Origin of the sequence: Lentzea sp. NEAU-D7 (assembly GCF_026242055.1) — a bacterium.
Lineage (GTDB): Bacteria > Actinomycetota > Actinomycetes > Mycobacteriales > Pseudonocardiaceae > Lentzea.
On sequence record NZ_JAPJDL010000001.1, the window covers coordinates 733556 to 754410 of the forward strand.

The 20855-nt window shown below is 70.8% G+C and carries 28 protein-coding genes; 10 read left to right on the forward strand and 18 right to left on the reverse strand.

Annotation, left to right across the window (positions count from 1 at the left end; genetic code table 11):
* Positions 1-57: 57 nt before the first annotated feature.
* Positions 58-537, reverse strand: coding sequence for a hypothetical protein (locus ORI60_RS02955; RefSeq protein ID WP_266033726.1), 480 nt, complete (start codon positions 535-537; stop codon positions 58-60).
* Positions 538-614: 77 nt separating this feature from the next.
* Here ORI60_RS02955 and ORI60_RS02960 point away from each other — a divergent pair, with 77 nt between their 5' ends.
* Positions 615-1436 (forward strand): siderophore-interacting protein, encoded by an 822-nt coding sequence (locus tag ORI60_RS02960; RefSeq protein ID WP_266033728.1) that lies wholly within the window; start codon positions 615-617, stop codon positions 1434-1436.
* On the opposite strand, the gene ORI60_RS02965 is transcribed toward ORI60_RS02960, so the two are convergent.
* Positions 1422-2027 (reverse strand): hypothetical protein, encoded by a 606-nt coding sequence (locus ORI60_RS02965; protein ID WP_266033730.1) that lies wholly within the window; start codon positions 2025-2027, stop codon positions 1422-1424. The two genes, ORI60_RS02960 and ORI60_RS02965, sit on opposite strands and share 15 nt — an antisense overlap.
* A 246-nt stretch (positions 2028-2273) precedes the next feature.
* On the opposite strand from ORI60_RS02965, the gene ORI60_RS02970 reads away from it, so the two are divergent.
* Positions 2274-3083 (forward strand): NPP1 family protein, encoded by an 810-nt coding sequence (locus ORI60_RS02970; RefSeq protein WP_266033733.1) that lies wholly within the window; start codon positions 2274-2276, stop codon positions 3081-3083.
* Between the two features lie 16 nt (positions 3084-3099).
* Here the strand turns inward: ORI60_RS02970 and ORI60_RS02975 are convergent, their stop codons facing one another.
* Complete coding sequence (locus ORI60_RS02975) at positions 3100-3771, reverse strand: TetR/AcrR family transcriptional regulator (protein ID WP_266033734.1); 672 nt, start codon at positions 3769-3771, stop codon at positions 3100-3102.
* A gap of 92 nt (positions 3772-3863) precedes the next feature.
* Between ORI60_RS02975 and ORI60_RS02980 the strand changes: the two genes are divergently transcribed.
* Together ORI60_RS02980 and ORI60_RS02985 are read left to right on the forward strand one after the other, a co-directional pair.
* Positions 3864-4589: an SDR family oxidoreductase gene (locus ORI60_RS02980; protein WP_266033737.1), complete on the forward strand. Its 726-nt coding sequence runs from the start codon at positions 3864-3866 to the stop codon at positions 4587-4589.
* A complete protein-coding gene (locus ORI60_RS02985; protein ID WP_266033738.1) occupies positions 4589-5461 on the forward strand; it encodes an SDR family oxidoreductase in 873 nt (290 codons plus the stop codon). The genes ORI60_RS02980 and ORI60_RS02985 overlap by 1 nt, the downstream gene beginning before the upstream one ends.
* Here ORI60_RS02985 and ORI60_RS02990 read toward each other — a convergent pair.
* The 5 genes from ORI60_RS02990 to ORI60_RS03010 are packed head-to-tail and all read right to left on the reverse strand — an operon-like array spanning position 5458 to position 8761.
* Positions 5458-6177, reverse strand: coding sequence for a polysaccharide deacetylase family protein (locus tag ORI60_RS02990; RefSeq protein WP_266033741.1), 720 nt, complete (start codon positions 6175-6177; stop codon positions 5458-5460). The genes ORI60_RS02985 and ORI60_RS02990 overlap by 4 nt on opposite strands.
* Positions 6174-6674, reverse strand: a complete 501-nt coding sequence (locus ORI60_RS02995; protein ID WP_266033742.1) for an MOSC domain-containing protein — start codon at positions 6672-6674, stop codon at positions 6174-6176. Before ORI60_RS02995 ends, ORI60_RS02990 begins: the two co-directional genes overlap by 4 nt.
* Positions 6653-7150, reverse strand: a complete 498-nt coding sequence (gene msrA / locus ORI60_RS03000; RefSeq protein ID WP_266033744.1) for a peptide-methionine (S)-S-oxide reductase MsrA — start codon at positions 7148-7150, stop codon at positions 6653-6655. Before msrA ends, ORI60_RS02995 begins: the two co-directional genes overlap by 22 nt.
* A gap of 23 nt (positions 7151-7173) precedes the next feature.
* Positions 7174-8313 carry an AI-2E family transporter gene (locus tag ORI60_RS03005; protein ID WP_266033745.1) on the reverse strand — a complete coding sequence of 380 codons (1140 nt, stop codon included), beginning with the start codon at positions 8311-8313 and terminating at the stop codon, positions 7174-7176.
* A 52-nt stretch (positions 8314-8365) separates the two neighbouring features.
* On the reverse strand, positions 8366-8761 hold the full coding sequence (locus ORI60_RS03010; RefSeq protein WP_266033747.1) for a nuclear transport factor 2 family protein: 396 nt from the start codon (positions 8759-8761) through the stop codon (positions 8366-8368).
* An 83-nt stretch (positions 8762-8844) separates the two neighbouring features.
* On the opposite strand from ORI60_RS03010, the gene ORI60_RS03015 reads away from it, so the two are divergent.
* Positions 8845-9213, forward strand: coding sequence for a winged helix-turn-helix transcriptional regulator (locus ORI60_RS03015; protein ID WP_266033749.1), 369 nt, complete (start codon positions 8845-8847; stop codon positions 9211-9213).
* On the opposite strand, the gene ORI60_RS03020 is transcribed toward ORI60_RS03015, so the two are convergent.
* From ORI60_RS03020 to ORI60_RS03045, 6 genes are all read right to left on the reverse strand, one after another.
* Positions 9185-10360: an FAD-dependent oxidoreductase gene (locus ORI60_RS03020; RefSeq protein WP_266033754.1), complete on the reverse strand. Its 1176-nt coding sequence runs from the start codon at positions 10358-10360 to the stop codon at positions 9185-9187. The genes ORI60_RS03015 and ORI60_RS03020 overlap by 29 nt on opposite strands.
* A 46-nt stretch (positions 10361-10406) precedes the next feature.
* A complete protein-coding gene (locus ORI60_RS03025; protein ID WP_266033756.1) occupies positions 10407-10964 on the reverse strand; it encodes a TetR/AcrR family transcriptional regulator in 558 nt (185 codons plus the stop codon).
* Between the two features lie 9 nt (positions 10965-10973).
* Positions 10974-11402, reverse strand: coding sequence for an SRPBCC domain-containing protein (locus ORI60_RS03030; protein ID WP_266033759.1), 429 nt, complete (start codon positions 11400-11402; stop codon positions 10974-10976).
* Positions 11403-11512: 110 nt separating this feature from the next.
* Complete coding sequence (locus ORI60_RS03035; RefSeq protein ID WP_266033762.1) at positions 11513-12586, reverse strand: CU044_5270 family protein; 1074 nt, start codon at positions 12584-12586, stop codon at positions 11513-11515.
* On the reverse strand, positions 12579-13169 hold the full coding sequence (locus tag ORI60_RS03040) for an RNA polymerase sigma factor (protein WP_266033765.1): 591 nt from the start codon (positions 13167-13169) through the stop codon (positions 12579-12581). The genes ORI60_RS03035 and ORI60_RS03040 overlap by 8 nt, the downstream gene beginning before the upstream one ends.
* A gap of 70 nt (positions 13170-13239) precedes the next feature.
* Positions 13240-13806 carry a GNAT family N-acetyltransferase gene (locus ORI60_RS03045; RefSeq protein WP_266033767.1) on the reverse strand — a complete coding sequence of 189 codons (567 nt, stop codon included), beginning with the start codon at positions 13804-13806 and terminating at the stop codon, positions 13240-13242.
* 57 nt (positions 13807-13863) lie between these two features.
* Between ORI60_RS03045 and lexA the strand changes: the two genes are divergently transcribed.
* Positions 13864-14523 (forward strand): transcriptional repressor LexA, encoded by a 660-nt coding sequence (gene lexA / locus ORI60_RS03050; RefSeq protein WP_266033769.1) that lies wholly within the window; start codon positions 13864-13866, stop codon positions 14521-14523.
* A 25-nt stretch (positions 14524-14548) separates the two neighbouring features.
* Here lexA and ORI60_RS03055 read toward each other — a convergent pair whose 3' ends face one another.
* Positions 14549-15442, reverse strand: a complete 894-nt coding sequence (locus ORI60_RS03055) for a LysR family transcriptional regulator (protein ID WP_266033772.1) — start codon at positions 15440-15442, stop codon at positions 14549-14551.
* Between the two features lie 56 nt (positions 15443-15498).
* Between ORI60_RS03055 and ORI60_RS03060 the strand changes: the two genes are divergently transcribed.
* Positions 15499-16158 (forward strand): type 1 glutamine amidotransferase domain-containing protein, encoded by a 660-nt coding sequence (locus tag ORI60_RS03060; protein ID WP_266033774.1) that lies wholly within the window; start codon positions 15499-15501, stop codon positions 16156-16158.
* 44 nt (positions 16159-16202) lie between these two features.
* Here ORI60_RS03060 and ORI60_RS03065 read toward each other — a convergent pair whose 3' ends face one another.
* Entirely contained in the window at positions 16203-17543 is a 1341-nt protein-coding gene (locus tag ORI60_RS03065; protein WP_266033777.1) for a DUF6297 family protein, read from the reverse strand.
* A complete protein-coding gene (locus ORI60_RS03070) occupies positions 17540-18145 on the reverse strand; it encodes an ABC transporter ATP-binding protein (protein WP_266033780.1) in 606 nt (201 codons plus the stop codon). Before ORI60_RS03070 ends, ORI60_RS03065 begins: the two co-directional genes overlap by 4 nt.
* An 89-nt stretch (positions 18146-18234) precedes the next feature.
* Here ORI60_RS03070 and ORI60_RS03075 point away from each other — a divergent pair, with 89 nt between their 5' ends.
* Genes ORI60_RS03075 through ORI60_RS03085 form a run of 3 tightly spaced genes read left to right on the forward strand, consistent with a single transcriptional unit; the run spans position 18235 to position 20479 of the window.
* Positions 18235-19392, forward strand: coding sequence for an LLM class flavin-dependent oxidoreductase (locus ORI60_RS03075; protein ID WP_266033782.1), 1158 nt, complete (start codon positions 18235-18237; stop codon positions 19390-19392).
* Positions 19389-19811 carry a MarR family winged helix-turn-helix transcriptional regulator gene (locus ORI60_RS03080; protein ID WP_266033785.1) on the forward strand — a complete coding sequence of 141 codons (423 nt, stop codon included), beginning with the start codon at positions 19389-19391 and terminating at the stop codon, positions 19809-19811. The genes ORI60_RS03075 and ORI60_RS03080 overlap by 4 nt, the downstream gene beginning before the upstream one ends.
* On the forward strand, positions 19811-20479 hold the full coding sequence (locus ORI60_RS03085; RefSeq protein WP_266033788.1) for a CE1759 family FMN reductase: 669 nt from the start codon (positions 19811-19813) through the stop codon (positions 20477-20479). The genes ORI60_RS03080 and ORI60_RS03085 overlap by 1 nt, the downstream gene beginning before the upstream one ends.
* On the opposite strand, the gene ORI60_RS03090 is transcribed toward ORI60_RS03085, so the two are convergent.
* Positions 20476-20838 carry an SDR family NAD(P)-dependent oxidoreductase gene (locus ORI60_RS03090; RefSeq protein WP_266033791.1) on the reverse strand — a complete coding sequence of 121 codons (363 nt, stop codon included), beginning with the start codon at positions 20836-20838 and terminating at the stop codon, positions 20476-20478. The two genes, ORI60_RS03085 and ORI60_RS03090, sit on opposite strands and share 4 nt — an antisense overlap.
* Positions 20839-20855: the final 17 nt, after the last annotated feature.

Sequence of the window (20855 nt, forward strand, 5' to 3'; positions counted from 1 at the left end):
TTAGCTGCACCTCACACGCGCCTCCGCCGGCGGTGAGGCTGACCGCACCCCCTGCGACTAGGCCAGATCCAGCTCGTCGGCCTTCTGCAGCATCCGCTGAACGCTGCCCTCGCGCTCGGCCGCGCGCATCGCCGTGATGGCCGCGTACAGGTGCGCACCCGTGTACGGATCCTCTTCCTTGCGCTCGTAGACCTCACCGAGTGTGGCGTTGTACATGGCGTGCGACATCGCCGCGAGCAGCGCGCGCGTACGTGGCACCACTCCCTTGGGCGCGGCGGCGTCGATGATCGGGGTGACCCGCTCCCACACCTCGTCGGGCGGGCCGGGCGGGTAGAGCTGGTTGAGCGCCAGCAGGCCGTTCTCCAGCGCGCCCATCACCAGCCAGGCCTCGTCCCGGTCCTGCGGCAGCAGTCGCTCGACGGCCTCGGCGTCCCGCTCGTGGTAGGCGATGGCGAGCCGCAGGCCGATGGCCTGGCTGCGGTTCTTGCTCTCGGACTCTTCGAACCACCATTGCTGTTGCGCGGTCCTGGGGAACATGTCCGCAGTGTGCGCTCTGGATCTCGATTTCGCCTGAGGGTTTAGGTAAGCCTAACCAAAGGTGTACGTTGCGGAGCATGTCGCGTTACTCCGCCTTCGACCGGTTCACCCTCAAGGCCGCCACCAAGGCCGCCGAGATGATGATGGCCCCGGCGAACCGCCGCGAGGTCTTCGACCAGTTCGTCATGACCGTCACGGCGGTGACCGAGCTCAGCGCCCACATGCGCCGGATCACCTTCCACGCGCCGGAGTTCTCCTCGTTCGCGGTGACCGGGCCCGACGAGTACTTCGGCCTGCTGATGGCGACCGGCCGCGAGCTCGTCATGCCGGCCGACGACCGCATCAACGTCCGCACGTCGCTGAGCGCGATGCCGGAGGACACCCGCCCGGACCTGCGCTGGTACACGGTCCGCGCGCACCGGCCTGACATGGCCGAGATCGACGTCGACTTCGTCGTGCACGGCGACGCCGGCCCCGGCACGCGGTGGGCCCGGCGCGCGATCGCGGGCGACAAGGCCGGCTTCCGGGCGGGCGGCTCCGCCTACCGGCCGCCCGCGGACGGGTCCGTGCTGCTCGTGGCCGACGAGACCGCGCTGCCCGCCCTCGCGGCGATCCTCGAGGCCGAGACGCGGCCGGCGCACGTGTTCGCCGAGGTGCCGGACGAGTCCTACCGGCTCGACCTCGACGCGGAGTGGGTGCTGCGCGGCGACGCCGAGCCGGGATCCGCCGTGCTGAAGGCGATCCAGGACAAGGCGCTGCCCACCGTGGAGTACGCGTGGGCGTGCGGGGAGTCGGCGCTCGCGACCGGCGTGCGCCGCCACCTGGTGAAGGACCGCGGGGTGGACCGCAAGGCGATCATGTTCAGCGGGTACTGGAAGGTCGGCTCAGCCCGCATGTGAGACGCCGCTGAGCCGCAACGTCCTCGTCACCAGCGGATCGGACGCCGCGATGCCGTACCGGTGCTCGTACACGGCGAGGACGATCCGCCGGAAGTCGTCGGCCGCGGCCGGGGTCTGGGGAACGTAGTCGGCGGCCATCAGCAGCATCGGGTGGCCGGCGCTGCCCTCGGGCGGCAGATAGCCGTGGACGGGCAGCACCACGGCGCCGAGGCGGCGGTAGAACGCGATGCGGCGGCGCCGGATCCGTTCCTCGGCCGGGTCGATGCCGTGCTGGGCCGGGTCCTCCACGTCGTAGACGATCCGGGTGTGGCCGGCGCCGGTCATCGCCGCGCGCAGGTGCGTCCAGAGGTGTTCTCCGAGCCCCCGGCCCTTCTCCCCCACGGTGAAGTAGCGCAGGTAGACCCAGCCGGTGCCGCCGAGGACCCGCAGCACGGCGAACCCCAGCGGCCGGGAGTCCACCAGGACGAACGCGCTGTCGGCCAGCAGATCGCCGAACGGCGCGCGCAGGTGCGGCGCGAAGCCGTCGAAGTAGATCTGCCGCACGTCAGCGAGTTCGTCCTGCGTGAGCGTCGAAGCAGCGACGAGCTTCATGTGACCCCTCCGAACCCGTGCGGCGCCAGGTGAACATTCGTCGATCAAACCCGACCGCGGTGAGAAGACGCGCGGTTGCGCCGAATTGGAGCCCGCGTTGCGCAAGCGGGTCGCGCGGCTGACCGTGCACCGGCCGACCTGCGGCGACGAGATCACGGCCCGCGCACGTGATCGATTCCGTTCCACAGCTGTGAAATTCCCGGTACGGCAAAGATTTGGCCAACCACCTAGACGTGAAGGTGGTTCATGTACCACCTTCTGCCTCGCACGCCTCTCCGCTCCCTGCTGCTCACCGGAGGCCTGAAGTTGAGGAAGAAACTCCTGCCCGCGCTCGCCGGCGCCCTGCTGATCACGGCACTGTTCCCCGGCATCGCACTCGCTGACCCGCCCCGGGCCATCCCCGCCAACTACGAGGCGGCCGACGGCAAGTGGCAGCCGGCGTTCGACTACGACGGCGACGGCTGCTACCCCACCCCGGCGATCTCGCCGACCGGTGACATCGCGCCGGGCCTGAACAACTCGGGCGCCCTGAACGGCAACTGCCACGACAGGTCCGACCTGGACAACACCAACTCCTACAGCCGTTCCAAGTGCAACAACGGCTGGTGCGCCTACCTGTACGACCTGTACTTCGAGAAGGACCAGGCCGTTCCGCTGTGGGACTGCTGCGGTCATCGCCACGACATCGAGCACGTGGTCGTCTGGGTGCAGAACGACGTGGCCCAGTACGTCTCGACGTCGGAGCACGGCAAGTACAAGACGCACCCGCGCGCCAACGTGCAGTGGGAAGGCACGCACCCGAAGATCATCTACCACAAGGACGGCGCCAGCACGCACTGCTTCCGCCTCGCGGGTGCGGGTGAGCAGGCGGAGAACCACTACGGGGTCTACCAGTACCCCGATCTCGTCAGCTGGGACCGCTTCCCGGCCGGCGTGCGCGACAAGCTCGTGAACGCGAACTTCGGCAGCGCGTCCCTGGCGATCAAGGACGGCGCGTTCAACCACAACCTGAGCATCTCGAAGCCGGCCGGGATCCCGTTCGACCCGAACGCCTGATCGTCCGGCCGCGCAGCTACTTCGCGACCCGGTCGAGCCACTCGGCCAGGAGGGCCCGTTCCGCTGGAGACAGCACCAGGGGCGGGTCCTCCTCCAGTGCCGCCCTCAGCGCGATCGCCCGGCTCGGGATGTCCGTCGGCGCGTCCGGCGCGACGTCCGTCGTGATCGCCCTGATGACGTTCTCGCGCGAGAACGCAATGAGCTCCAGGTCTCGCTCCTGCTCCGGCGTCGCGAGCAGCGCCAGCACCACGCCCATGCCCGCCGCGTGCACGAACTGCGCCGCCTGCTCCACCGGGACCGTCAGGCGGCCCGCCGCCGCGATGCGGCCGATGATCTCGCGGAGCATCGCGTCCGCCTCCAGCCTCGCCGCGCGCTTGCGCGGCTCGCCGTACATCAGCAGGTAGAACGCGGGCCGCGCCAGGCCGAAGCCGATGTGCAGGTCCCACCCCCTGCGCAGGTCGTCGACGGGGTCGTCGCCCACGCCCATCGCGTGCTTGCTCGAGAGGTAGTCGGAGAAACCGAACCCCGCCACGGCGTCGAGCAGCCCGTCCTTGTCGCCGAACAGCCGGTAGAGCGTCGGCGCCTGCACTCCCGCGGCCGCGGCGACCGCGCGCGTGGAGACCGCTTCCTTGCCGCCCTCGACGAGCAGGTCGGCCGCGGCCTTCACCAGACGCTCCCTCGTGTCCATGTAACGACGATAACACGCCAGCGGTAGCAGCGATTCGATATCAGTGATACGTTTTGGAGGTAACGACGGAAACAGCAGCTAGGAGCACTGACATGACTCGCGTTGCGATCGTCACCGGCGGATCGAGGGGCATCGGACGGGCAGCCGCCGAACGTCTCGCCGCCGGGGGAACTGCCGTTGTCATCGTGTACGCCGGCAACAAGAGCGCCGCTGACGAGACCGTGGAGAAGATCAGGGCGAACGGCGGTCAGGCCGTCGCCGCGCAGGCCGACGTCGGCGACGAGGAGGCGGTCACCGCCGCCTTCGAACTGGCCGGGGAGACCTTCGGCGGCGTCGACGTCGTGGTGAACTCGGCGGGCATCATGCCGCTCGGCACCGTCGCGGACATGGACCTCGACACGTTCGACCGCGTCATGCGCACCAACGCCCGCGGCACGTTCATCGTGAACCAGCAGGCCGCCCGCAGGCTGCGCGACGGTGGCGCGATCATCAACGTCTCGTCGTCCGTGGTGGGCCTGCGCTTCCCCCAGTACGGGGCCTACGCCATGTCCAAGGGCGGCGTCGAGGCGCTGACCCTGGTCCTCGCCCGTGAGCTGCGCGGCCGCGACATCACCGTGAACACCGTCGCCCCCGGCCCCACGGCCACCGACCTGTTCCTCGACGGCAAGGACCAGGCGACCATCGACACCCTCGCGAAGCAGGCGCCGCTGGAGCGTCTCGGCTCGACCGGCGACATCGCCGAGGTCATCTCCTTCCTGGCCGGTCCCGCTCGCTGGATCAACGGCCAGACCATCCGCGCGAACGGAGGCATCATCTGATGGGCGAGGTCATCGTCGTCACGGGCGCGTCCAGCGGCTTCGGCGCGCTGGCGGTGCGCAGGCTGGCCCTCGCCGGACACACGGTGTACGCGGGCATGAGGGAAACCCTCGGCCGCAACGCCACCGCCGTCGCGGACCTGAAGGCCTTCGGGGCCGAGAACAACGCCGACGTGCACGCCGTCGAACTCGACGTGCGGTCGCAGGAGTCCGCGGACGCCGCGATCAGCACGATCATCGAGGAACAGGGCCACCTGGACGTGGTCGTCCACAACGCGGGCCACATGGCCACCGGCCCGGCCGAGGCCTTCACGCCGGAGCAGTACGCGGACCTGTACGACGTCAACGTCCTGGGCACCCAGCGCGTGAACCGCGCCGCCCTGCCGCACCTGCGCGGCCGGCGCTCCGGCCACGTCGTGTGGGTCGGGTCGAGCTCGACGCGCGGCGGCACTCCCCCGTACCTGGCGCCGTACTTCGCGGCCAAGGCGGCGATGGACGCGGTGGCCGTCTCCTACCGCGCCGAACTGCTGCGGTTCGGCATCGAGACCACGATCGTCGTGCCGGGCGCGTTCACCCGCGGCACCAACCACTTCGCGCACAGCGGCACGCCCGCCGACACCGCACGCGCCGCGGAGTACGAGGAGCTCTACCCCGGCCTGGTGGACCAGGTCGGCAGCCGCCTCGCCGAGCTGGAGCCGTCGTGGGCGGACGCCGGTGCCGTGGCCGACGCGATCGTGGACGTGGCCGGCGCCGCGAAGCCGCCGTTCCGGGTGCACGTCGACCCTTCCTCCGACGGCGCGGAGGTCGTCAACGCGGTGGCGGACCGGATCCGCGGCGAGTTCCTGCGCCGGGTCGAGCTGGCCGACCTGATCTAGCGACCGCCGAGGAGCGTGGACACGGTGACGAACCGGTAGCCGCGTTCCTTGAGCCCGGTGATGACGGGCCTGAGCGCCTGCCGGGTCTGCTCCCTCGCCGCGTACATGGGGTGCAGCAGGATGATCGAGCCCGGCCTGGTCTGCGCCAGGGTCCGCTGGGTGATCTCCTGCGCGGTGGGCGAGCCCTCGGAGTCCGGTTCGACGTCCCACATGACCGTCGTGCGGTCGTGCTGCTCCAGGTAGAGCGGCAGGGCGAAGAGCTTCTTGCCGTTGGGCGGGCGGAAGTGGATGTCGCCGCTGTAGCCGGTCTTGCGGATCTGGGCGTCGGTGTCCTCCACCTCCCTCGCCACCGTGCTCGGCAGAACGCCGACCATGCGCTGGTGGTTGTAGGTGTGGTTGCCGATCTCGTGCTTGGCGTCCGCGATCCGCCTGCCGAGGTCGGGGTGCTTCTCGAGGTCGCGGCCCATGAGGAAGAACGTGGCCGGCACGTCCTCGGCCGCGAGCAGGTCCAGGACCTGCTGGGCACCGGCGGGGTCCGGCCCGTCGTCGAAGGTGAGGGCGACCACCTTCTCGCCGGTCTCGACGCGGTCGACCAGGTCGCCGAAGAACTGGAACGTGCGGGCGCTGCTGACGTTCCACAGGGTGACCGCGGCGACGAGCACGAGCGTGAGGCTCGCCGCCGTGATGATCGTGGGCTTGCGCCGCAACCACTTCATGCGTCCACTATGACCGCGGTGGATCTTCCGGTGCGCAGCACCCCGTCGTCCAGCGGCACGCACCGGATCCCGCCCCTGCCCCGCAGCGCCTTGAAGGCACCCGGAGCGATGACCTGGTCCATCCACGCGCACGGGTGCGCCGGACGACGCACCTCGAACCGCACCGGCCCGTCCCCGCTGTCCAGGCTGAACACGGTGCCGCGCGGCAGCGAGTCCACGCCGAACCCGCGCACGACGACGTTGCGGCGCGCCAGCAGCGGGTCCACCGGCCACGGATCGAGCGACTCGGCCGCGATGAAGGTGACCGCGGCGTTGCGGTGCGCGGGGTGGTTGAAGTAGCGGTCGCCGACGACGCCCAGCCCCGCCCGGATCTCCACGTGGTCACGCGAGACGGGCCCCGGATCGGGACGAGGGCCGTCCGACGGACGGCCCTCGAAAGCGTGCACGGGTGAGACGTGCAGCGCGACGATCTCGATCAACGCTCGCCGAGCTGCCACTCCGGCCGCACGTAGTGGCACGTGTAGCCGTTCGGGTAACGCTCCAGGTAGTCCTGGTGCTCGGGCTCGGCCAGCCAGAAGTCCGACTCCTGGGTGACCTCGGTGACGACCTTGCCGGGCCACTTGCCGGAGGCGTCGACCGCGGCGATCGTCTCCTCCGCGATCTTCTTCTGGGTGTCGTCGGTGTAGAAGATCGCCGAGCGGTAGCCGGCGCCGATGTCGTTGCCCTGGCGGTTGCGGGTCGACGGGTCGTGGATCTGGAAGAAGAACTCCAGGACCTGCCGGTAGCTGAGCTGCTCGGGGTCGAACACGATCTCGATGGCCTCGGCGTGGTTGCCGTGGTTGCGGTACGTGGCGTTCGGCGTGCTGGGGTCGCCGGTGTACCCGACGCGCGTGGAGACGACGCCGGGGTGGCGGCGGAACAGGTCCTGCATGCCCCAGAAACAGCCGCCCGCGAGAACAGCCTTCTCCGTCACAGTGTCACTCCTCTTCTCGGTGTTCACTCAGGAGAACGTTCGGTCTCCCCTGGATCATCCCCGTCAGGTTGTGACGTAACCATTACGGACCTCGCCTCGATGACTTCGCCCAGGTAGCGCATCACGACGGCCACGGCGGCGGCGACCGGCACGGAGAAGAACGCGCCCGCGATGCCGTAGAGCGACGTGCCGGCCGTGACGACGAGCAGGACGACCGCCGCGTGCAGGCGCAGGCTGCGCGACTGCAGGATGGGCTGCAGCACGTTGCCCTCGACCTGCTGCACCACGATGACGATGATCAGCATGATGATCGCCGTGGTCAGGCCGTTGCTGACGAGCGCGACCAGCACGGCCAGCGCACCGGCGATGAACGCGCCGATGATCGGGACGAAGCCGCCGAGGAACGTCAGCGCGGCCAGCGGCACCGCCAGCGGCACGCCCAGGACGAGCAGGCCCGCCCCGATGAACACCGCGTCGATCAGCGACACGACGGCCTGGCTGCGGATGAAGCTGCCGAGCGTGACCCAGATCCGCTCCAGCACCGTCGTGACGTGCCCACCGGCCCGCTCACCGATCAGCCCGCGCACCCAAGGCGTGAACCGCGTGCCGTCCTTGACGAAGAAGAAGGCCAGCAGCAGCGCCACGATCCCGGTCACCAGGCCCGACGTCACCGCGCCCGCACCGGTCAGCAGTCCGCCGGCGATCGACCCGATGCTGGACTGGACCTGGTCGACGCCCTGGGCGATCAACCGGTCGAGATCACTGCCGCGCAGGTTGAACGGCGGCCCTGCCACCCAGTCCTGCAGCTGCCTGACGGCCTTCTGCGCGCTCTGCGCGATCTCCGGCACACCGGACGCGATCGACGTCGAGATCGCCGCGATGACCCCGCCCAGCACGCCGAGCCCGACGACCAGCACGATCGTCGCCGCCAGGGCCGAGTTGAGGCCCTTCGACATCATCCACCGCGCCGGCGGCCACAGCACCGTCGTGATCAGCAGGGCGAGCAGCACGGGCATGACGACCACCCAGAGCTTCCCGACCAGCCAGAAGACCATCCAGAAGCCCAGCGCGGCCAGCGCCACCCGAAGACTCCACCGCGCGAGCCAGCTCACGCCGTGCCCGATGGCCTCACCCTTGTCCACCCACCTGCGATCCCGTTCCACGTGCCACAGTCTGTCGTGCCCTAGCCCGATCGGGTGGCGGGACGCGCCGAAATCACCCCTGCCCCCAGAACGCGTCCTCCTCCGCCGGGTCGGCCGTGAACAGCCACACCTCGACGACCTTCCCGTCCGCGACGCGCATCAGGTCGATCCCGGTCCCGTCCATCTCCGCGCCGGACCGCCGGGCGGTCCAGTGCACCGAAGCCGCCACGACATCGCCGTTCACCATCAGCGGCGCGCTGCGCTTCAAAGCGAAAGTGCCCTCGGACACGGACATCATGCCGCCGAGCATCGCCCCGACGGCTTCGCTGCCGCGGTGCACGCCCGAGAACCGGTTGCCGCCGGGCTGGTGCCACACGACGTCGTCGGAGAACTGGGCGGCGACGGTGGCGAAGTCACCGGCCTCCAGGGCGTCGAAGTAGGTGGTGGCGACGGCGAGCGGGGTGGTCATAGGTCTCTCCATTTCGTTGCGGTTGACCTATGCTCACGAAAGTAACCAATTACCTCAACGTAACTAATGGACGGATGTGCGCCATGTCACAGACCATGCCGGACTGGAGCGTGCTCGCGGCCACCTGCCCGTCGCGCACGAGCCTGGCGCGCATCGCGAACAAGTGGACGGCGATGGCGGTGTCCGTGCTGGGCAACGGGCGCGCGCGGTTCGGCGACCTCAAGGCGCAGCTCGAGGGCATCAGCGGCAAGGTGCTCACCGAGACGCTGCGGGACCTCGAACGCGACGGGCTGATCACGCGGCACGTGTACGCCGAGGTGCCGCCGCGGGTCGAGTACGAGCTGACGGAACTCGGGTTCACGTTGCACGAGCCGCTGCTCGCGCTGTGCCGGTGGGCGGAGGACCACATCGCGGAGGTGCTGGTCAACCGCGAGGCGTACGACTCGCGCTGACGAGCACGCCGTCGATGTCCGGCGAGACGGAGCCGCGGATCAGTTTCCGCACGACGGGCAGGCCGGAGAGCTGGAACGCCAAGTCGCGCAACGAGATCCGCCACGCGGACGACGGCGCCATCCAGCCGATGAACCGCCGCCCGAACTCCTGCGTGTGCTCGACGGCGGGCTTCATCCGGCTCTGATAACGCGCGAAGGCGCCTTCGGTGCCCGCGGCGAGCTCCTCCGCCAGCACGCAGGCGCCGGTCATCGCGAGTGAAGCACCGTGGCCGGCGAACAGCGAGACCGCACCGCACGCGTCGCCCACGAGCACGACCTTGCCGCGATGCCACACGGGCATGTCCACTTGGGACACTTCGTCGTAGTAGACGTCCTGCGGCACCACGGAGAGCAGCGAGGGCGCGACCCAGCCGAGGTCGCCGAACCGTTCCCGCAGCGCCGCGGCCGGATCAGCGGGCAGCTCGGGAGAAGCGGACCGGTAGAGCATCAGCGCGGCCATCGACCCGTCCCGCACGGCGTAGCAGCCGATCATCCGCTGCGGCACGGTCAGCATCTGGTAGCGGTGACCGATCCGGGCGCTCAGCTCCACGTCCCGGAACGAGAACGCCGCCGTGTGGTGCCCGAGATAGCGCACGAAGGACGACGACGGCCCGAACACCAGCTCCCGCACCCGCGAGTGCACCCCGTCGGCGCCGACGACCAGGTCGAACTCCCCCGAGGACCCGTCCGAGAACGTCACCCGCCCGTCGTCCACGGCGGACACCGTTGTGCCACAACGGATCGAGGCCCGCAGGTCATCACGGACCACCGACGCGAGATCGCCGCGCAACAGGCTGATCACCCCGTCCGCGACCGCCTCGTAGGCGGCCGTGGAGATCTCGGCGCGCCGACGCCCCGAGGAGTCCACGCTCGTCACCGACGAGATCGGCGCCCGCCGCGCCTCCAGCGCCGGCAGCAGGCCCATCCGCCGTGCCACCTCGTGACCCGGTCCGAAGAAGTCGATCATGTAGCCGCCCGCGCGGAACGACGGTGCCTTCTCCACCACCGAGACGTCCCACCCGGCGCGCTCCAGCCACCACGCGGAGGTGAGCCCGGCGATCCCCGCCCCGACGATCAACGCACGCTGCTGGGCATTCGACTTAGGCATATGCCCAACTTAGCACTCGCGGACGCGTTCGCCGAGACCGCGCAGGTCAGCCCGCGACGAGGCGCCGGAACGGACCCGCGACCACGCGGAAGTCGACCGACGAGTCCAGCGCGCGGTGCAGCACCAGCCCGTCGATGGCCGCTCCCAGCAACAACGCCACCGCGTCGGCGTCCCGCACACCCGCGGTCCGCAGCCACTCGGCGACCCGCGCCCGGAAGTCCGCGACCAGCTCCGCCAGCCCCGCCCGCAGCTCGGGCAGCCGATGCGCGGCGAGGAACGCCTCGGCCAGCAGCAACGACTCGGGATCCGCACCCGTGAAGCGGGACAGGTCCTCGAAGATCCGCTCGACGCCCTCGGCCGGCGACGCGGTTCCGAGCGCCTGCGCCGACTCGGCCAGCACCCGCGCGGCGCGCTGGAGCGCGGCCGTCGACAGCAGCTCCGGCACCGACGAGAAGTGGTAGTGCACGAGCGCCGCGTTGACGCCCGCCCGTTCGGCGACCAGCCGCGTGGTCACCGCACCCCAGCCGACCTCGCCCACGAGCCGCGCGGCGGCGTCGATCAGTTGTTCACGGGTGCGGCGACCTCGGTCGGCTGATTTGGGCACGCGTTCAACTTAGCTTTCGGCCTTCTTCGTGAACGCCTCGAGCACCTCGGACCAGCCGCCCGTGTTGTCCTGCAGGGCCTTCGCGCGCAGCTCCTCCGAGCCCGCGAGCCGCGAGAACCCGCTCTCCACGACCTTGAGCCGAGTCGCCGCACCCTCGGGCGTGAGCGTGAACTCGACGAGCGTCGTGTTGTCCTCGCTCAGCTCCTGCCCGCCGAACGCGCTCGCCCAGCGGTAGGACACGTACGTCTGCGGCGTCACGGTCTCGACCCTGACCGGGAAGTCGCCGTACTGCTCGTTCTTGCAAAGGGTCGTCTCCCCCTCGACCGCGGTGCCGGACGGCTGTGTGGCCACCCAGAACCCCGGCTCGGTCACCAGCTGCCAGACCCGCGCCAACGGTGCTTCGATCAGGGTCTCGCGTTCGATCCGGTCCACGCTCACGACAACTCCCAGGTCCGCCAATAAGTGCAACCCCAGAGTTGCACATCCCCCCGAGGATGCGCAACCCCAGGGTTGCATGTCTCTCCCGCGCCCCGAACGCGGGAGAAGGTCTAGGGGCGGCCGCCCAGCGCGTCCACCACCGCGGAGGTCACCGCGTAGGACTCGCGGACGGTGCCCTTCTCCAGACCGCCCTCGTCCTCGGGCAGGTCCTCGGCCACGGTCGACCGGCCACCGATGAAGTCGCCGTTCTCCGGGTCGACGATGATCTCGCTGAAGTCGTCGCCCTGCCTGATGCCGAGCGCGACGCCTTCCTTGCCGTCGAGGTTGGCCTTCTTGTCCGTGACGACCAGCCCCGGCACCAGCGCGACCGCCCGGAAGATGTTCGCCCGCACGTCGGCGGGGAACACGCCCGACTGCAGAGCTGTGCGAGCCGACGACAGCACGCCCGGGTCACCGGTCCCGTTCTCGGCTTCGAGCCTGGCGTAGAGCTCCTTCGGGTCCTTCGGCAACGACGCGATGAACTCCGGCGTGGGGCTGCCGAGCGAGCCGGTGGTGCACCGGTCCGGCTGCCCCTCGGCGAAGTAGGAGTAGTTGCCGCACTTGGCGCGGAACTCCTGGCCGTCCTTGAACGACGTACCGGCGTCCGGCCGGCCGTCACCCTCGTGTCCGTCCAGCCACCTCACGGAGTTGATCTTGTTCCGGAACAGCCACTCGCCGCGGCGGTCGGCGGGAATCCACTCCTCCTGGACCAGGTCGGTCGTCGAGGCGTGCCCGGAGCCGAGCTCCACCGTGATGCCCTCGGAACGGGTGCGCACGTAGCGGAACTGGCCGGGCGCGAGAGGCCGCTCGACCACGCGGGAGGCCAGGTCGGCGGCCTTGGTCAGCTCCTCGGCGGCGCTCACCGGGTTGCTGCCGACGCCGGTGAGGTCGACGGTCGACGCGGCCAGGCCACCGCCGGTCAGCACGGCCACGGCGGCCGCGGCGGCGAGCCAGCGGGTGCGGCGACGCGGCCGGGTCCGCACGCCGGCGGCGATCGGCCCGGCCGCTTCGGCGCGTGCCTGGAGAGCGGCGGCCAGGGCGTTCCTGCCCGCGGCGACGTCGAACTGGACGGGCTCGTCGCCGGCGCGCGAGAGGGCGGCGTCGAGCACTCGGTCGAGGGTCTCGGGCTTGGTGGGCTCAGACATGGCTGTCCTCGGTGAAGTCGTGGGCGGTTGCGGCGAGGCGGGTGCGCAGCCGTGCCCGGCCGCGGTGCAGGCGGGTGCGCACGGTGGCCACCGGGACGTCGAGCGCCACGGCGATCTCGGCGGGCGTGAAGTCCGCCCACGCGTGCAGCAGCAGCACCTCGCGTTCCTCGACGCGCAGTTCGGCGAGCCAGGAGGTGAGCGGTCCGGCGAGCACGTCGGCGTCCGCCGCGGCACTCACCCGGTCACCGATGTCGGCCTCGTCGGTGCGGGCCGCGTGCTCCTTGCTCCACGCCCGCAGCTTGCGTTCCTCGGCACGCACGTGGCCCCGCAACAGGTTCGTCGCCACCCCGTAGAGCCAGGCCCGCACGGCGTCCGCGTCGTAGGCCTGCCCGGCGCGCTGGTCCCAGAGCACCAGGAACGCCTCCGAGACCACGTCCTGCGCCGTGTCGGGACCGACCCGCCTGGCCACGTAGCGGTGCAACCGCCCGGCCGTCGATTCGTAGACCTCCAGCAGCGCGGCCTCGTCCAGCAAGGCCGGCGCCGCTCCTGGTGTCAGCGCCACGGGCGCCGCTTCGGTTCGCACAGACCTACCTGGCCGCAGGGGCCAGAAGCGTTCCCGGCGTGTGCTCACCGCCACATCGTGCGGCAGCCGGTCAGATCTCGCGCGGGAACGGGTGCCGGGCGGCGAACTCGGTCGCGGTCATGCCGAACAGCACCACGTCGTGGTGGCGGCCGGCGAAGAACTCGTGGTCGCGCAGCCTGCCCTCCTCGGTGAAACCGAGCTTGCGGTGCAACGCGATCGAGGCGTCGTTGAAGGCCCACACGCTGGCCCCGCACTTGTGGAACCGCCGCTCGCCGAACATGAAGCCGAGCAGCAGCCGCACGGCTTCCGTCGCGTAGCCGCGTCCTTTGTGCTCGGCGCCGATCGCGACGCCGTACCTGAACCGGCCCGCGCGGTGGTCGATCTCACTGGTGGTCACCATGCCGACCGGTACTCCACCGGCGAGCGACTCGACGGCGAGCACCATCCTGTCGTCCTCCGGCTTCCTCAGCGCGGTCGTCTGCGCCCACTCCCGCTGGGCGGCGGCGGATCGCGGCGGATGAACGCGATCCGCGCGCCGCATGTCGCCCGTGTTCTCGTCGAACCTCTGAAACGCGTCCCAGTCCTCCGGTTCGACGCCGCGCAGCCGGACGACTTCTCCTACCCAGGCAGAGGTCATCGCATGATCGAACGACCACCCGATCGTGTCTGGCAAGCGGATTACTACTATCGACCGATGACCGCCTACGACGATCTCGAGCTCGACACGACGGTGCTGCCGGAGCGCCAGCAGAGGATCCTGGTCGCCATTCGCGACTGGGTCGTCGAGCACGGCTACTCCCCCAGCACCCGCGAGATCGGCGAGGCCGTCGGCCTGAAGTCGTCCTCCAGCGTCTCCCGGCACCTGTCGGCGTTGGAGGACAAGGGTTTCCTCAAGCGCGGCGGCTCGGTGACGCGGCCGATGGACGTGCGGGTCTTCCTCAGCGGGGCGCCGATGGCGCCGGGGATGACCTCCGAGGACTCGATCTCGGTGCCGGTCGTCGGTGACATCGCCGCCGGTGCGCCGATCTCCGCCGTCGAGCACGTGGACGAGGTGCTGCACCTGCCGCGTGGTCTGGTCGGCCGGGGCAGCAACGTGTTCGCGCTGCGCGTGCGCGGCGACTCGATGGTCGACGCCGCGATCTGCGACGGCGACACGGTCGTGGTGCGGCAGACGCACGAGGCGTACAACGGGCAGATCGTCGCCGCCATGATCGAGGAGGAGGCGACGGTCAAGGTGTACCAGCGCAAGGGCGGCCACGTGTACCTGGAGCCGCGCAACGCCGACTACCCCGTGATCGACGGGGACAAGGCCGTCATCCTCGGCATCGTCGTGTCGGTGCTCCGGAGCGTCTGAGGTCTGTCCACTCAGGACTGATCACTCAGAGGACGCCCCAGTCGCGTGACCGCAGGTGCTCCGCGACGGCGTCCGTGGCGGGCGTGGTCGTGCCGCGGGTGACGACGTAGAGGGTGTTGAGCGGGGGCACCTCCGGGTGGTGCAGCTGCTCGACGGAACCGGCGGCCAGCGCCGGTTCGGCGAGGTAGCGCGGCAGGGCGGACACGCCCGCCCCGGCGATCACCGCGGCCAGCACGGCGCGCAGGTCGGGCACGGTGACGGCGACGGCGTTCGCCGGGCGCGTGCCGAACTCGCTGCGCCAGTAGCGCCGGATGATCGGCAGGGCGCCGTCGTAGGCGACGAGCGGCAGGTGTTCGAGGGCCCGCGCGGGGTCCGCGGCCAGCAGGTCCCGGTCCACGGTCCTGGCCAGCAGGGGTGGCCCGACCAGCAGGAACTCCTCGTCGGTGACCGGTGCGGCGGTGAATCCCGCACCGGGGCGCACGGAGGACAGGACCACGTCCAGCTTCGCGGCCCGGAGTGCGGCGAGCAGGTCGCCGGCCAGGCCGAACGTCACCTCCAGCCGAAGTCCCCTGCCGGTCAGCGGGGCGAGCGCGGGCAGGCCTCGCACGGTCATGAACTCGGCCGCTCCCCCGATCCGGACCGTGCCTTCTAGGGTTCCGCCGGAGTCGAGCGCGGTGCGGAGCTGGTCGACGTGCTGGCCGACGCGGCGGGCCAGGTCGTCGGCACGGGGCGTGGGCGTGACGCCGCGGCCGCCCCGCACGAACAGCGGTTCGCCGAGCTCCTTCTCCAGCCTGGCGAGCTGGCCGCTGACCGCGGGCTGGGTGAGCCCCCGCCTGGTGGCCGCGCCGGTGAGCGAGCCGGCCCGGTAGATCTCCAGGAACGTCGCCAGCAGGTCCAGGTCCGTCAAGTTGGCAGCCATAAGTCAACTTATAGCTCATCCGTCGCGTTCTGCGGATCTGTGATGTTCTGTTCGACATGAAGAAGCTGCTGATGGTCGTGTCCGGCGCCGACTCGCTCACCCTGGCCGACGGCTCGGCCCACCCCACGGGGTTCTGGGCGGAGGAGGTCGTCGAGTCCGTGCGCGTGCTGCGGGAGGCCGGCGTCGAGGTCACGCTGGCGACGCCCGGCGGGGTGGTGCCGACCGTGGACAAGGCGAGCCTCGACGGCACGTTCGACGAAGCCGTCGCCTCGCTGGAGGACCTGCGCGCCCCTGCCGTGCTGTCCGATGTGGACGCGAGCGGGTTCGACGCGATCTACCTGCCGGGCGGGCACGGTCCGATGGCGGACCTGGCGTCCGACGCGTCGCTGGGCGCGTTGCTGGCGGACTTCCACGACGGCGGCAAGGTCGTCGCGGCGCTGTGCCACGGACCGGCCGGTCTGCTCAGCGCGGTCCGCGCGGACGGCACGTTCGTGTTCGCGGGCAAGGAGATGGCCGTGTTCAGCGACGAGGAGGAGCGCCAGGGAGGCCTGGACGTCCCCTACTCGGTCGCCGGCCGGCTGACCGACCTGGGCGCGCGCCTCGCGACGGGTGAGCCGTGGTCGAGCACGGTGGTCGTGGACGGCCGGCTCGTGACGGGTCAGAACCCGCAGTCCACCACGGCCACCGCCACGCGGGTCGCCGAACTGCTCGCCTGACAGGACGGCGCGGCTCCCCGGACTCCCCGGAGGAGCCGCGCCTCTTACAGCGCCAGCTGCACCAGCCCGAGCACCGCCAGCAACGCCGGACCGCGGCTGAACTGCACCACGAGGCCGAGCGGCGTCGGCCCGAACACGCCGAAGTCGATGACCGCGGCGCCGTAGTCGATCGGCGGCCGCGTGGCGATCCGGTGCACGACGGCCACCGCGCCCACCGCCGAGACCAGCGCGTTGACCGCGGACACGTGCGGGGTGAAGGCCGCGGTGACGGCACACCACACGATCGCGCCGAACGCGGGGAACACGAGGTGCGCCAGCCTCAGCTGCCGATCCGGCAGCCCCAGGGCGCGACGCATCGCGGGCGAGCGGCAGACGAACTTCAGCCCCGCGGCCAGCCGGTCGGTGGCCAGGAACGCGGCGACGAGGTGGACGGCGGGAACGACAGCGCCCTCCCAGCCCACCGACACCAGCGCCGGGGCGGGGAGCAGCGCCGCCCAGACGAGCGCGGCGTTCGGGGTGCGGCGCAGCCGGAGCGCGTCGGTCCAGGCGAGAACGACGAGCCGGGAGCCCCTCAACCGCACCGACTTCACGCGCCCGAGCGCGCGGGCACGGCGTTCGGCCAGCACCGCGCCGAGGAGGGCGAGGTCGAACCAGCTCACCGACACCCGCGCCACACCCGCGAGCGCACCGCCCGCCGCGAGGTCGGACCGCCGCAGTGACCGCAGCGCCGCGGCCGCCACCACCGCCAAGCCGATCGCCACCACCCAGGCGGCACCGATCACCCCGGCCCACCCGCCCGGCCGCACGGGAAAGCCGGCCGTTCCCAGAAGCCCGCCACCAGAACCCGCCCAGAGCGGCACCAGCAGGGCCACCACCGCGAGCCCGGCCAGCCCGCTCAACCATCCCTGCGGCCGCACCCGAACCCATTGCAGCACCACGGCACCTGCCACCACGGCCACCCCGCAGGCGGACCCGGCACCCGCCGCGGCCACGGGCGGGACCACGGCCCCCACGATCCCGGACACGACAGCGGGCCAGCCGGCACCCACCGCCGCACCGGCCGCGAGGAGCCAGAGGAACCGGGGCCGCAGCAGGGCGCCGCGCGACACGGGCGTGCTCAGCACCCAGAACACCCGGTCCGGGCCCGCGAAGACCGGCCCGGCCGCGAGCGCCACCTTCATCAGCACGGCGGCGCCCAGCACCGACAACCAGAGCGCGGTCCACTCGCCCCCTGGGTGGGAGGTCTTGGTCAGTCCCGCGTACGCCCAGCCGCACCCGACCAGGCCGGCGATCGAGAAGTTGACGAACGGGGCGTACAGCCGCGCGACCTGGAAGCGCCACGGCACCGGGGGCCGCAACCGGTGCCGGACGGCCGCCGCGGTCACAGCGCGACGGTCCGGCACGCCACCGCCTCCACCAGCTCGTGGTCGTGCGACGCGAACACGACGGCCACCCCGGCGGCCTTCTCCGCCAGCAGGCGGGACCGCAGCCAGGTGCGGCCCGCGGCGTCGAGGCGCTGCTCGGGTTCGTCCAGCACGAGCACCGAGCGCGGCCGCACGAAGCACGACGCCAGCCCGAGCCGGTGCCGCTGGCCCGAGGACAGGGTCGGGGGCAGCTGGTCCGCCACCGGCGTCAGCCCGACCTCGCCGAGCACCGCCGGGACGTCGGCCGAGGATCCGTGCAGCCAGGCCAGCAGCCGCAGGCGCTCCACGACGGACACGTCCGGGAAGTAGTCGGCGTCGTCGAGCAGCGACGCTACGGCGGCCCGCACCGCACCCGACGACTCGTCCACCTCGGCACCGTCGAGCAGCACGCTGCCGGCGTCCAGCGCCTCGGCCCCGACCAGGCAGCGCAGCAGGGTGGACTTGCCCGAGCCGTTCGCACCCACGACGGCAACGGCCTCACCAGGGCCGACGGTGAAGGACAGACCTGCGAAAACGGGGACCCCGCCGTAGCTGAAGCCGGCGTCCCCCACCCCCAGCGACATGGGACCAGGGTAGTGGGAATAGCCCGGGCACCCACGCGTTAGAGTAGATGCAAACGCATAAGTCACTAAGTTTGAAGGAGGCGGGTGCCGTGCAGTTCGGAATCTTCTCGGTGAGCGACATCACCAGGGACCCGGTGAGCGGCGAGACCCCGAGCGAGGCCGAGCGCATCGACGCGATCGTGCAGATCGCGGAGAAGGCCGAGGAGGTCGGGCTCGACGTGTTCGCCATCGGCGAGCACCACAACCCGCCGTTCTTCTCGTCGGCGCCGACGACGCTGCTCAGCCACATCGCGGCGAAGACCAGGAAGCTCATCGTCAGCACCGCCACGACGCTGATCACCACGAACGACCCGGTGCGCATCGCCGAGGAGTACGCGATGCTGCAGCACCTGGCGAAGGGCCGCATGGACCTGATGCTGGGCCGTGGCAACACCGCGCCGGTCTACCCGTGGTTCGGTGCCGACATCCGGCAGAGCCTGCCGCTGGCGCTCGAGAACTACAACCTGCTGCACCGGTTGTGGCGCGAGGACGTCGTGGACTGGGAGGGCAAGTTCCGCACGCCGTTGCAGGGCTTCACCAGCACCCCGCGTCCGCTGGACGACCTGCCGCCGTTCGTGTGGCACGGGTCGATCCGCACGCCCGAGATCGCCGAGCAGGCCGCCTTCTACGGTGACGGCTTCTTCGCCAACAACATCTTCTGGCCGAAGGAGCACTACATCCGGCTGATCAAGTTCTACCGCCAGCGCTACGCGCACTACGGCCACGGCACGGAGAAGCAGGCCATCGTCGGCCTCGGTGGCCAGGCGTACATCGCGAAGCGGTCGCAGGACGCGGTCAAGGAGTTCCGCCCGTACTTCAACGAGGCACCCGTCTACGGCCACGGGCCGCGGATGGAGGACTTCATGGAGCAGACGCCGCTGTCGGTCGGCAGCCCGCAGGAGGTCATCGACAAGACGCTGACCTTCCGCGAGCACTTCGGCGACTACCAGCGCCAGATGTTCCTGATGGACCACGCCGGCCTGCCGCTCAAGACCGTGCTCAACCAGCTCGACCTGCTCGGCGAGGAGGTCGTTCCGGTGCTGCGCAAGGAGATCGAGGCCCGCCAGGACCCCGAGACCGCCAAGCCTCCGACGCACGCCGGGCGTGTCAAGGACAAGTACGGCGACGGTCCGGTCCGCCAGCCCAGGCCGAACGCCAACCGGGGTGACAACGTCACGGGTGGCTCGCCGTACCAGGACTCGAAGTGACCCGAGCCAACGAGGCGTGGGAGTCCCTGATGAAGGCGTACGCCGTGTTGATGAAGCAGTTCAACGCGGAGGACGTCTGGGGCGACCTGACCATGCGGGAGTACGACGTGCTGTACCAGCTGTCCAAGTGCGACAGTCCACTCAGGATGAGTGAGCTGAACCGCCACGTGCTGCTGAGCCAGCCCGCTCTGTCCCGCATGGTCGACCGCCTGGTCGAACGGGGCTACCTCGACCGGTGCCCCGATCCCGGTGACCGCAGGGGTGTGCGCCTGTCGCTCACCCCCGCGGGCCGGGAGACCCAGCGGGCCATCGGCCGCCCGCACGCACGCAGCGTCACGCGCGCCCTGAGCGTGCTGACACCCGAAGAACTCGACCAGCTCGCCGCCATCACCGGCAAGCTCAGCCAGAGCGAGGAGTAATGGGCCAGAACTTCCAGCTGGTGGTGGTGTCCGCCGGGACGAGCGACCCGTCGTCCACCCGGCTGCTCGCCGACCGCGTCGCCGGACGCGTCACCGCGCTCGCCGGCAAGCGGGGACAGACCGTCGGCACGACGGTGATCGAACTGCGCGAGCTCGCCACCGAGATCGCGAACGCCCTGGTGTCCAACCACGTCGGGCCGAAGCTGCAGAACGCCGTCGCGACCCTGCGGCACGCGGACGGCATCGTCGCCAGCACCCCCGTCTACAAGGCGGGCGCGAGCGGCCTGCTCACGTCGTTCTTCCAGGTCCTCGACAACGACCTGCTGATCGCGAAGCCCGTCGTGCTCGCCGCGACCGCCGGCACGGCGAGGCACGCGCTCGTGGTCGACGACCAGATGCGCGGACTGTTCGCCTACCTGCGGACCGTCGTGGTGCCGACCTCGCTGTTCGCCTCGACCGAGGACTGGCAGGACAACGGCCTCACCAAGCGCATCGACCGCGCGGCCCTCGAACTGGTGGCGCTCATGACCTCGGGCTTCGAGAAGACCGTGCGCGACGAGTCGTGGGGCAGCTACCAGCACGAGTACGGCAGCGCGGGCGGCACGGAGCTGACGATCGACCTCGACTCCGACCTGATGCGCCTGGCCGCAGGCGGCGCGGCAAGTTAGAAATCCGCGCCGCGCGAGAGCTTCTCGTGCGCGCGCAGCTCCACGAGCGCGTCCTCATGCACGGCAACGGCGGCGTCGTACGCGGCGCCGCCGAGCACGCGCACGCCGAACGGCTCGACCTCCTGGCGCAGCGCCTCCGACAGCCCCTCGAGCGCGAACTTCGCCGCCGAGTAGTAGCCGAACCCCTGCACGCCGACCAGTCCGGCCAACAAGGACATGGTCACGATCCCGCCGAACCGCTCCTCCGCCGCCCGCACCGCCGCCCGCACCTGCTCGGCATCGGTGACGCCGAGCTTGAGGACCAGCACGCGGTCGTCGTGGGCAGCGGCCCATTCCCGCAGCTCAGCGGGCCGGCGCACGGTGAGGACACCTGATC

Excerpts from the sequence above, each read along its gene's own strand:
- ORI60_RS03085 (WP_266033788.1), top strand. The coding sequence starts at position 19,811 with ATGGGCCAGAACTTCCAGCTGGTGGTGGTGTCCGCCGGGACGAGCGAC.
- ORI60_RS03020 (WP_266033754.1), bottom strand. The coding sequence starts at position 10,360 with ATGCCTAAGTCGAATGCCCAGCAGCGTGCGTTGATCGTCGGGGCGGGG.
- ORI60_RS02965 (WP_266033730.1), bottom strand. The coding sequence starts at position 2,027 with ATGAAGCTCGTCGCTGCTTCGACGCTCACGCAGGACGAACTCGCTGAC.
- lexA (WP_266033769.1), top strand. The coding sequence starts at position 13,864 with ATGACCGCCTACGACGATCTCGAGCTCGACACGACGGTGCTGCCGGAG.
- ORI60_RS02975 (WP_266033734.1), bottom strand. The coding sequence starts at position 3,771 with ATGGACACGAGGGAGCGTCTGGTGAAGGCCGCGGCCGACCTGCTCGTC.
- ORI60_RS02990 (WP_266033741.1), bottom strand. The coding sequence starts at position 6,177 with ATGAAGTGGTTGCGGCGCAAGCCCACGATCATCACGGCGGCGAGCCTC.
- ORI60_RS02985 (WP_266033738.1), top strand. The coding sequence starts at position 4,589 with ATGGGCGAGGTCATCGTCGTCACGGGCGCGTCCAGCGGCTTCGGCGCG.
- ORI60_RS03010 (WP_266033747.1), bottom strand. The coding sequence starts at position 8,761 with ATGACCACCCCGCTCGCCGTCGCCACCACCTACTTCGACGCCCTGGAG.
- ORI60_RS03060 (WP_266033774.1), top strand. The coding sequence starts at position 15,499 with ATGAAGAAGCTGCTGATGGTCGTGTCCGGCGCCGACTCGCTCACCCTG.
- ORI60_RS02955 (WP_266033726.1), bottom strand. The coding sequence starts at position 537 with ATGTTCCCCAGGACCGCGCAACAGCAATGGTGGTTCGAAGAGTCCGAG.
- ORI60_RS03015 (WP_266033749.1), top strand. The coding sequence starts at position 8,845 with ATGTCACAGACCATGCCGGACTGGAGCGTGCTCGCGGCCACCTGCCCG.
- ORI60_RS02960 (WP_266033728.1), top strand. The coding sequence starts at position 615 with ATGTCGCGTTACTCCGCCTTCGACCGGTTCACCCTCAAGGCCGCCACC.
- ORI60_RS03055 (WP_266033772.1), bottom strand. The coding sequence starts at position 15,442 with ATGGCTGCCAACTTGACGGACCTGGACCTGCTGGCGACGTTCCTGGAG.
- ORI60_RS03035 (WP_266033762.1), bottom strand. The coding sequence starts at position 12,586 with ATGTCTGAGCCCACCAAGCCCGAGACCCTCGACCGAGTGCTCGACGCC.
- ORI60_RS03070 (WP_266033780.1), bottom strand. The coding sequence starts at position 18,145 with ATGTCGCTGGGGGTGGGGGACGCCGGCTTCAGCTACGGCGGGGTCCCC.
- ORI60_RS02970 (WP_266033733.1), top strand. The coding sequence starts at position 2,274 with ATGTACCACCTTCTGCCTCGCACGCCTCTCCGCTCCCTGCTGCTCACC.
- ORI60_RS03045 (WP_266033767.1), bottom strand. The coding sequence starts at position 13,806 with ATGACCTCTGCCTGGGTAGGAGAAGTCGTCCGGCTGCGCGGCGTCGAA.
- ORI60_RS02980 (WP_266033737.1), top strand. The coding sequence starts at position 3,864 with ATGACTCGCGTTGCGATCGTCACCGGCGGATCGAGGGGCATCGGACGG.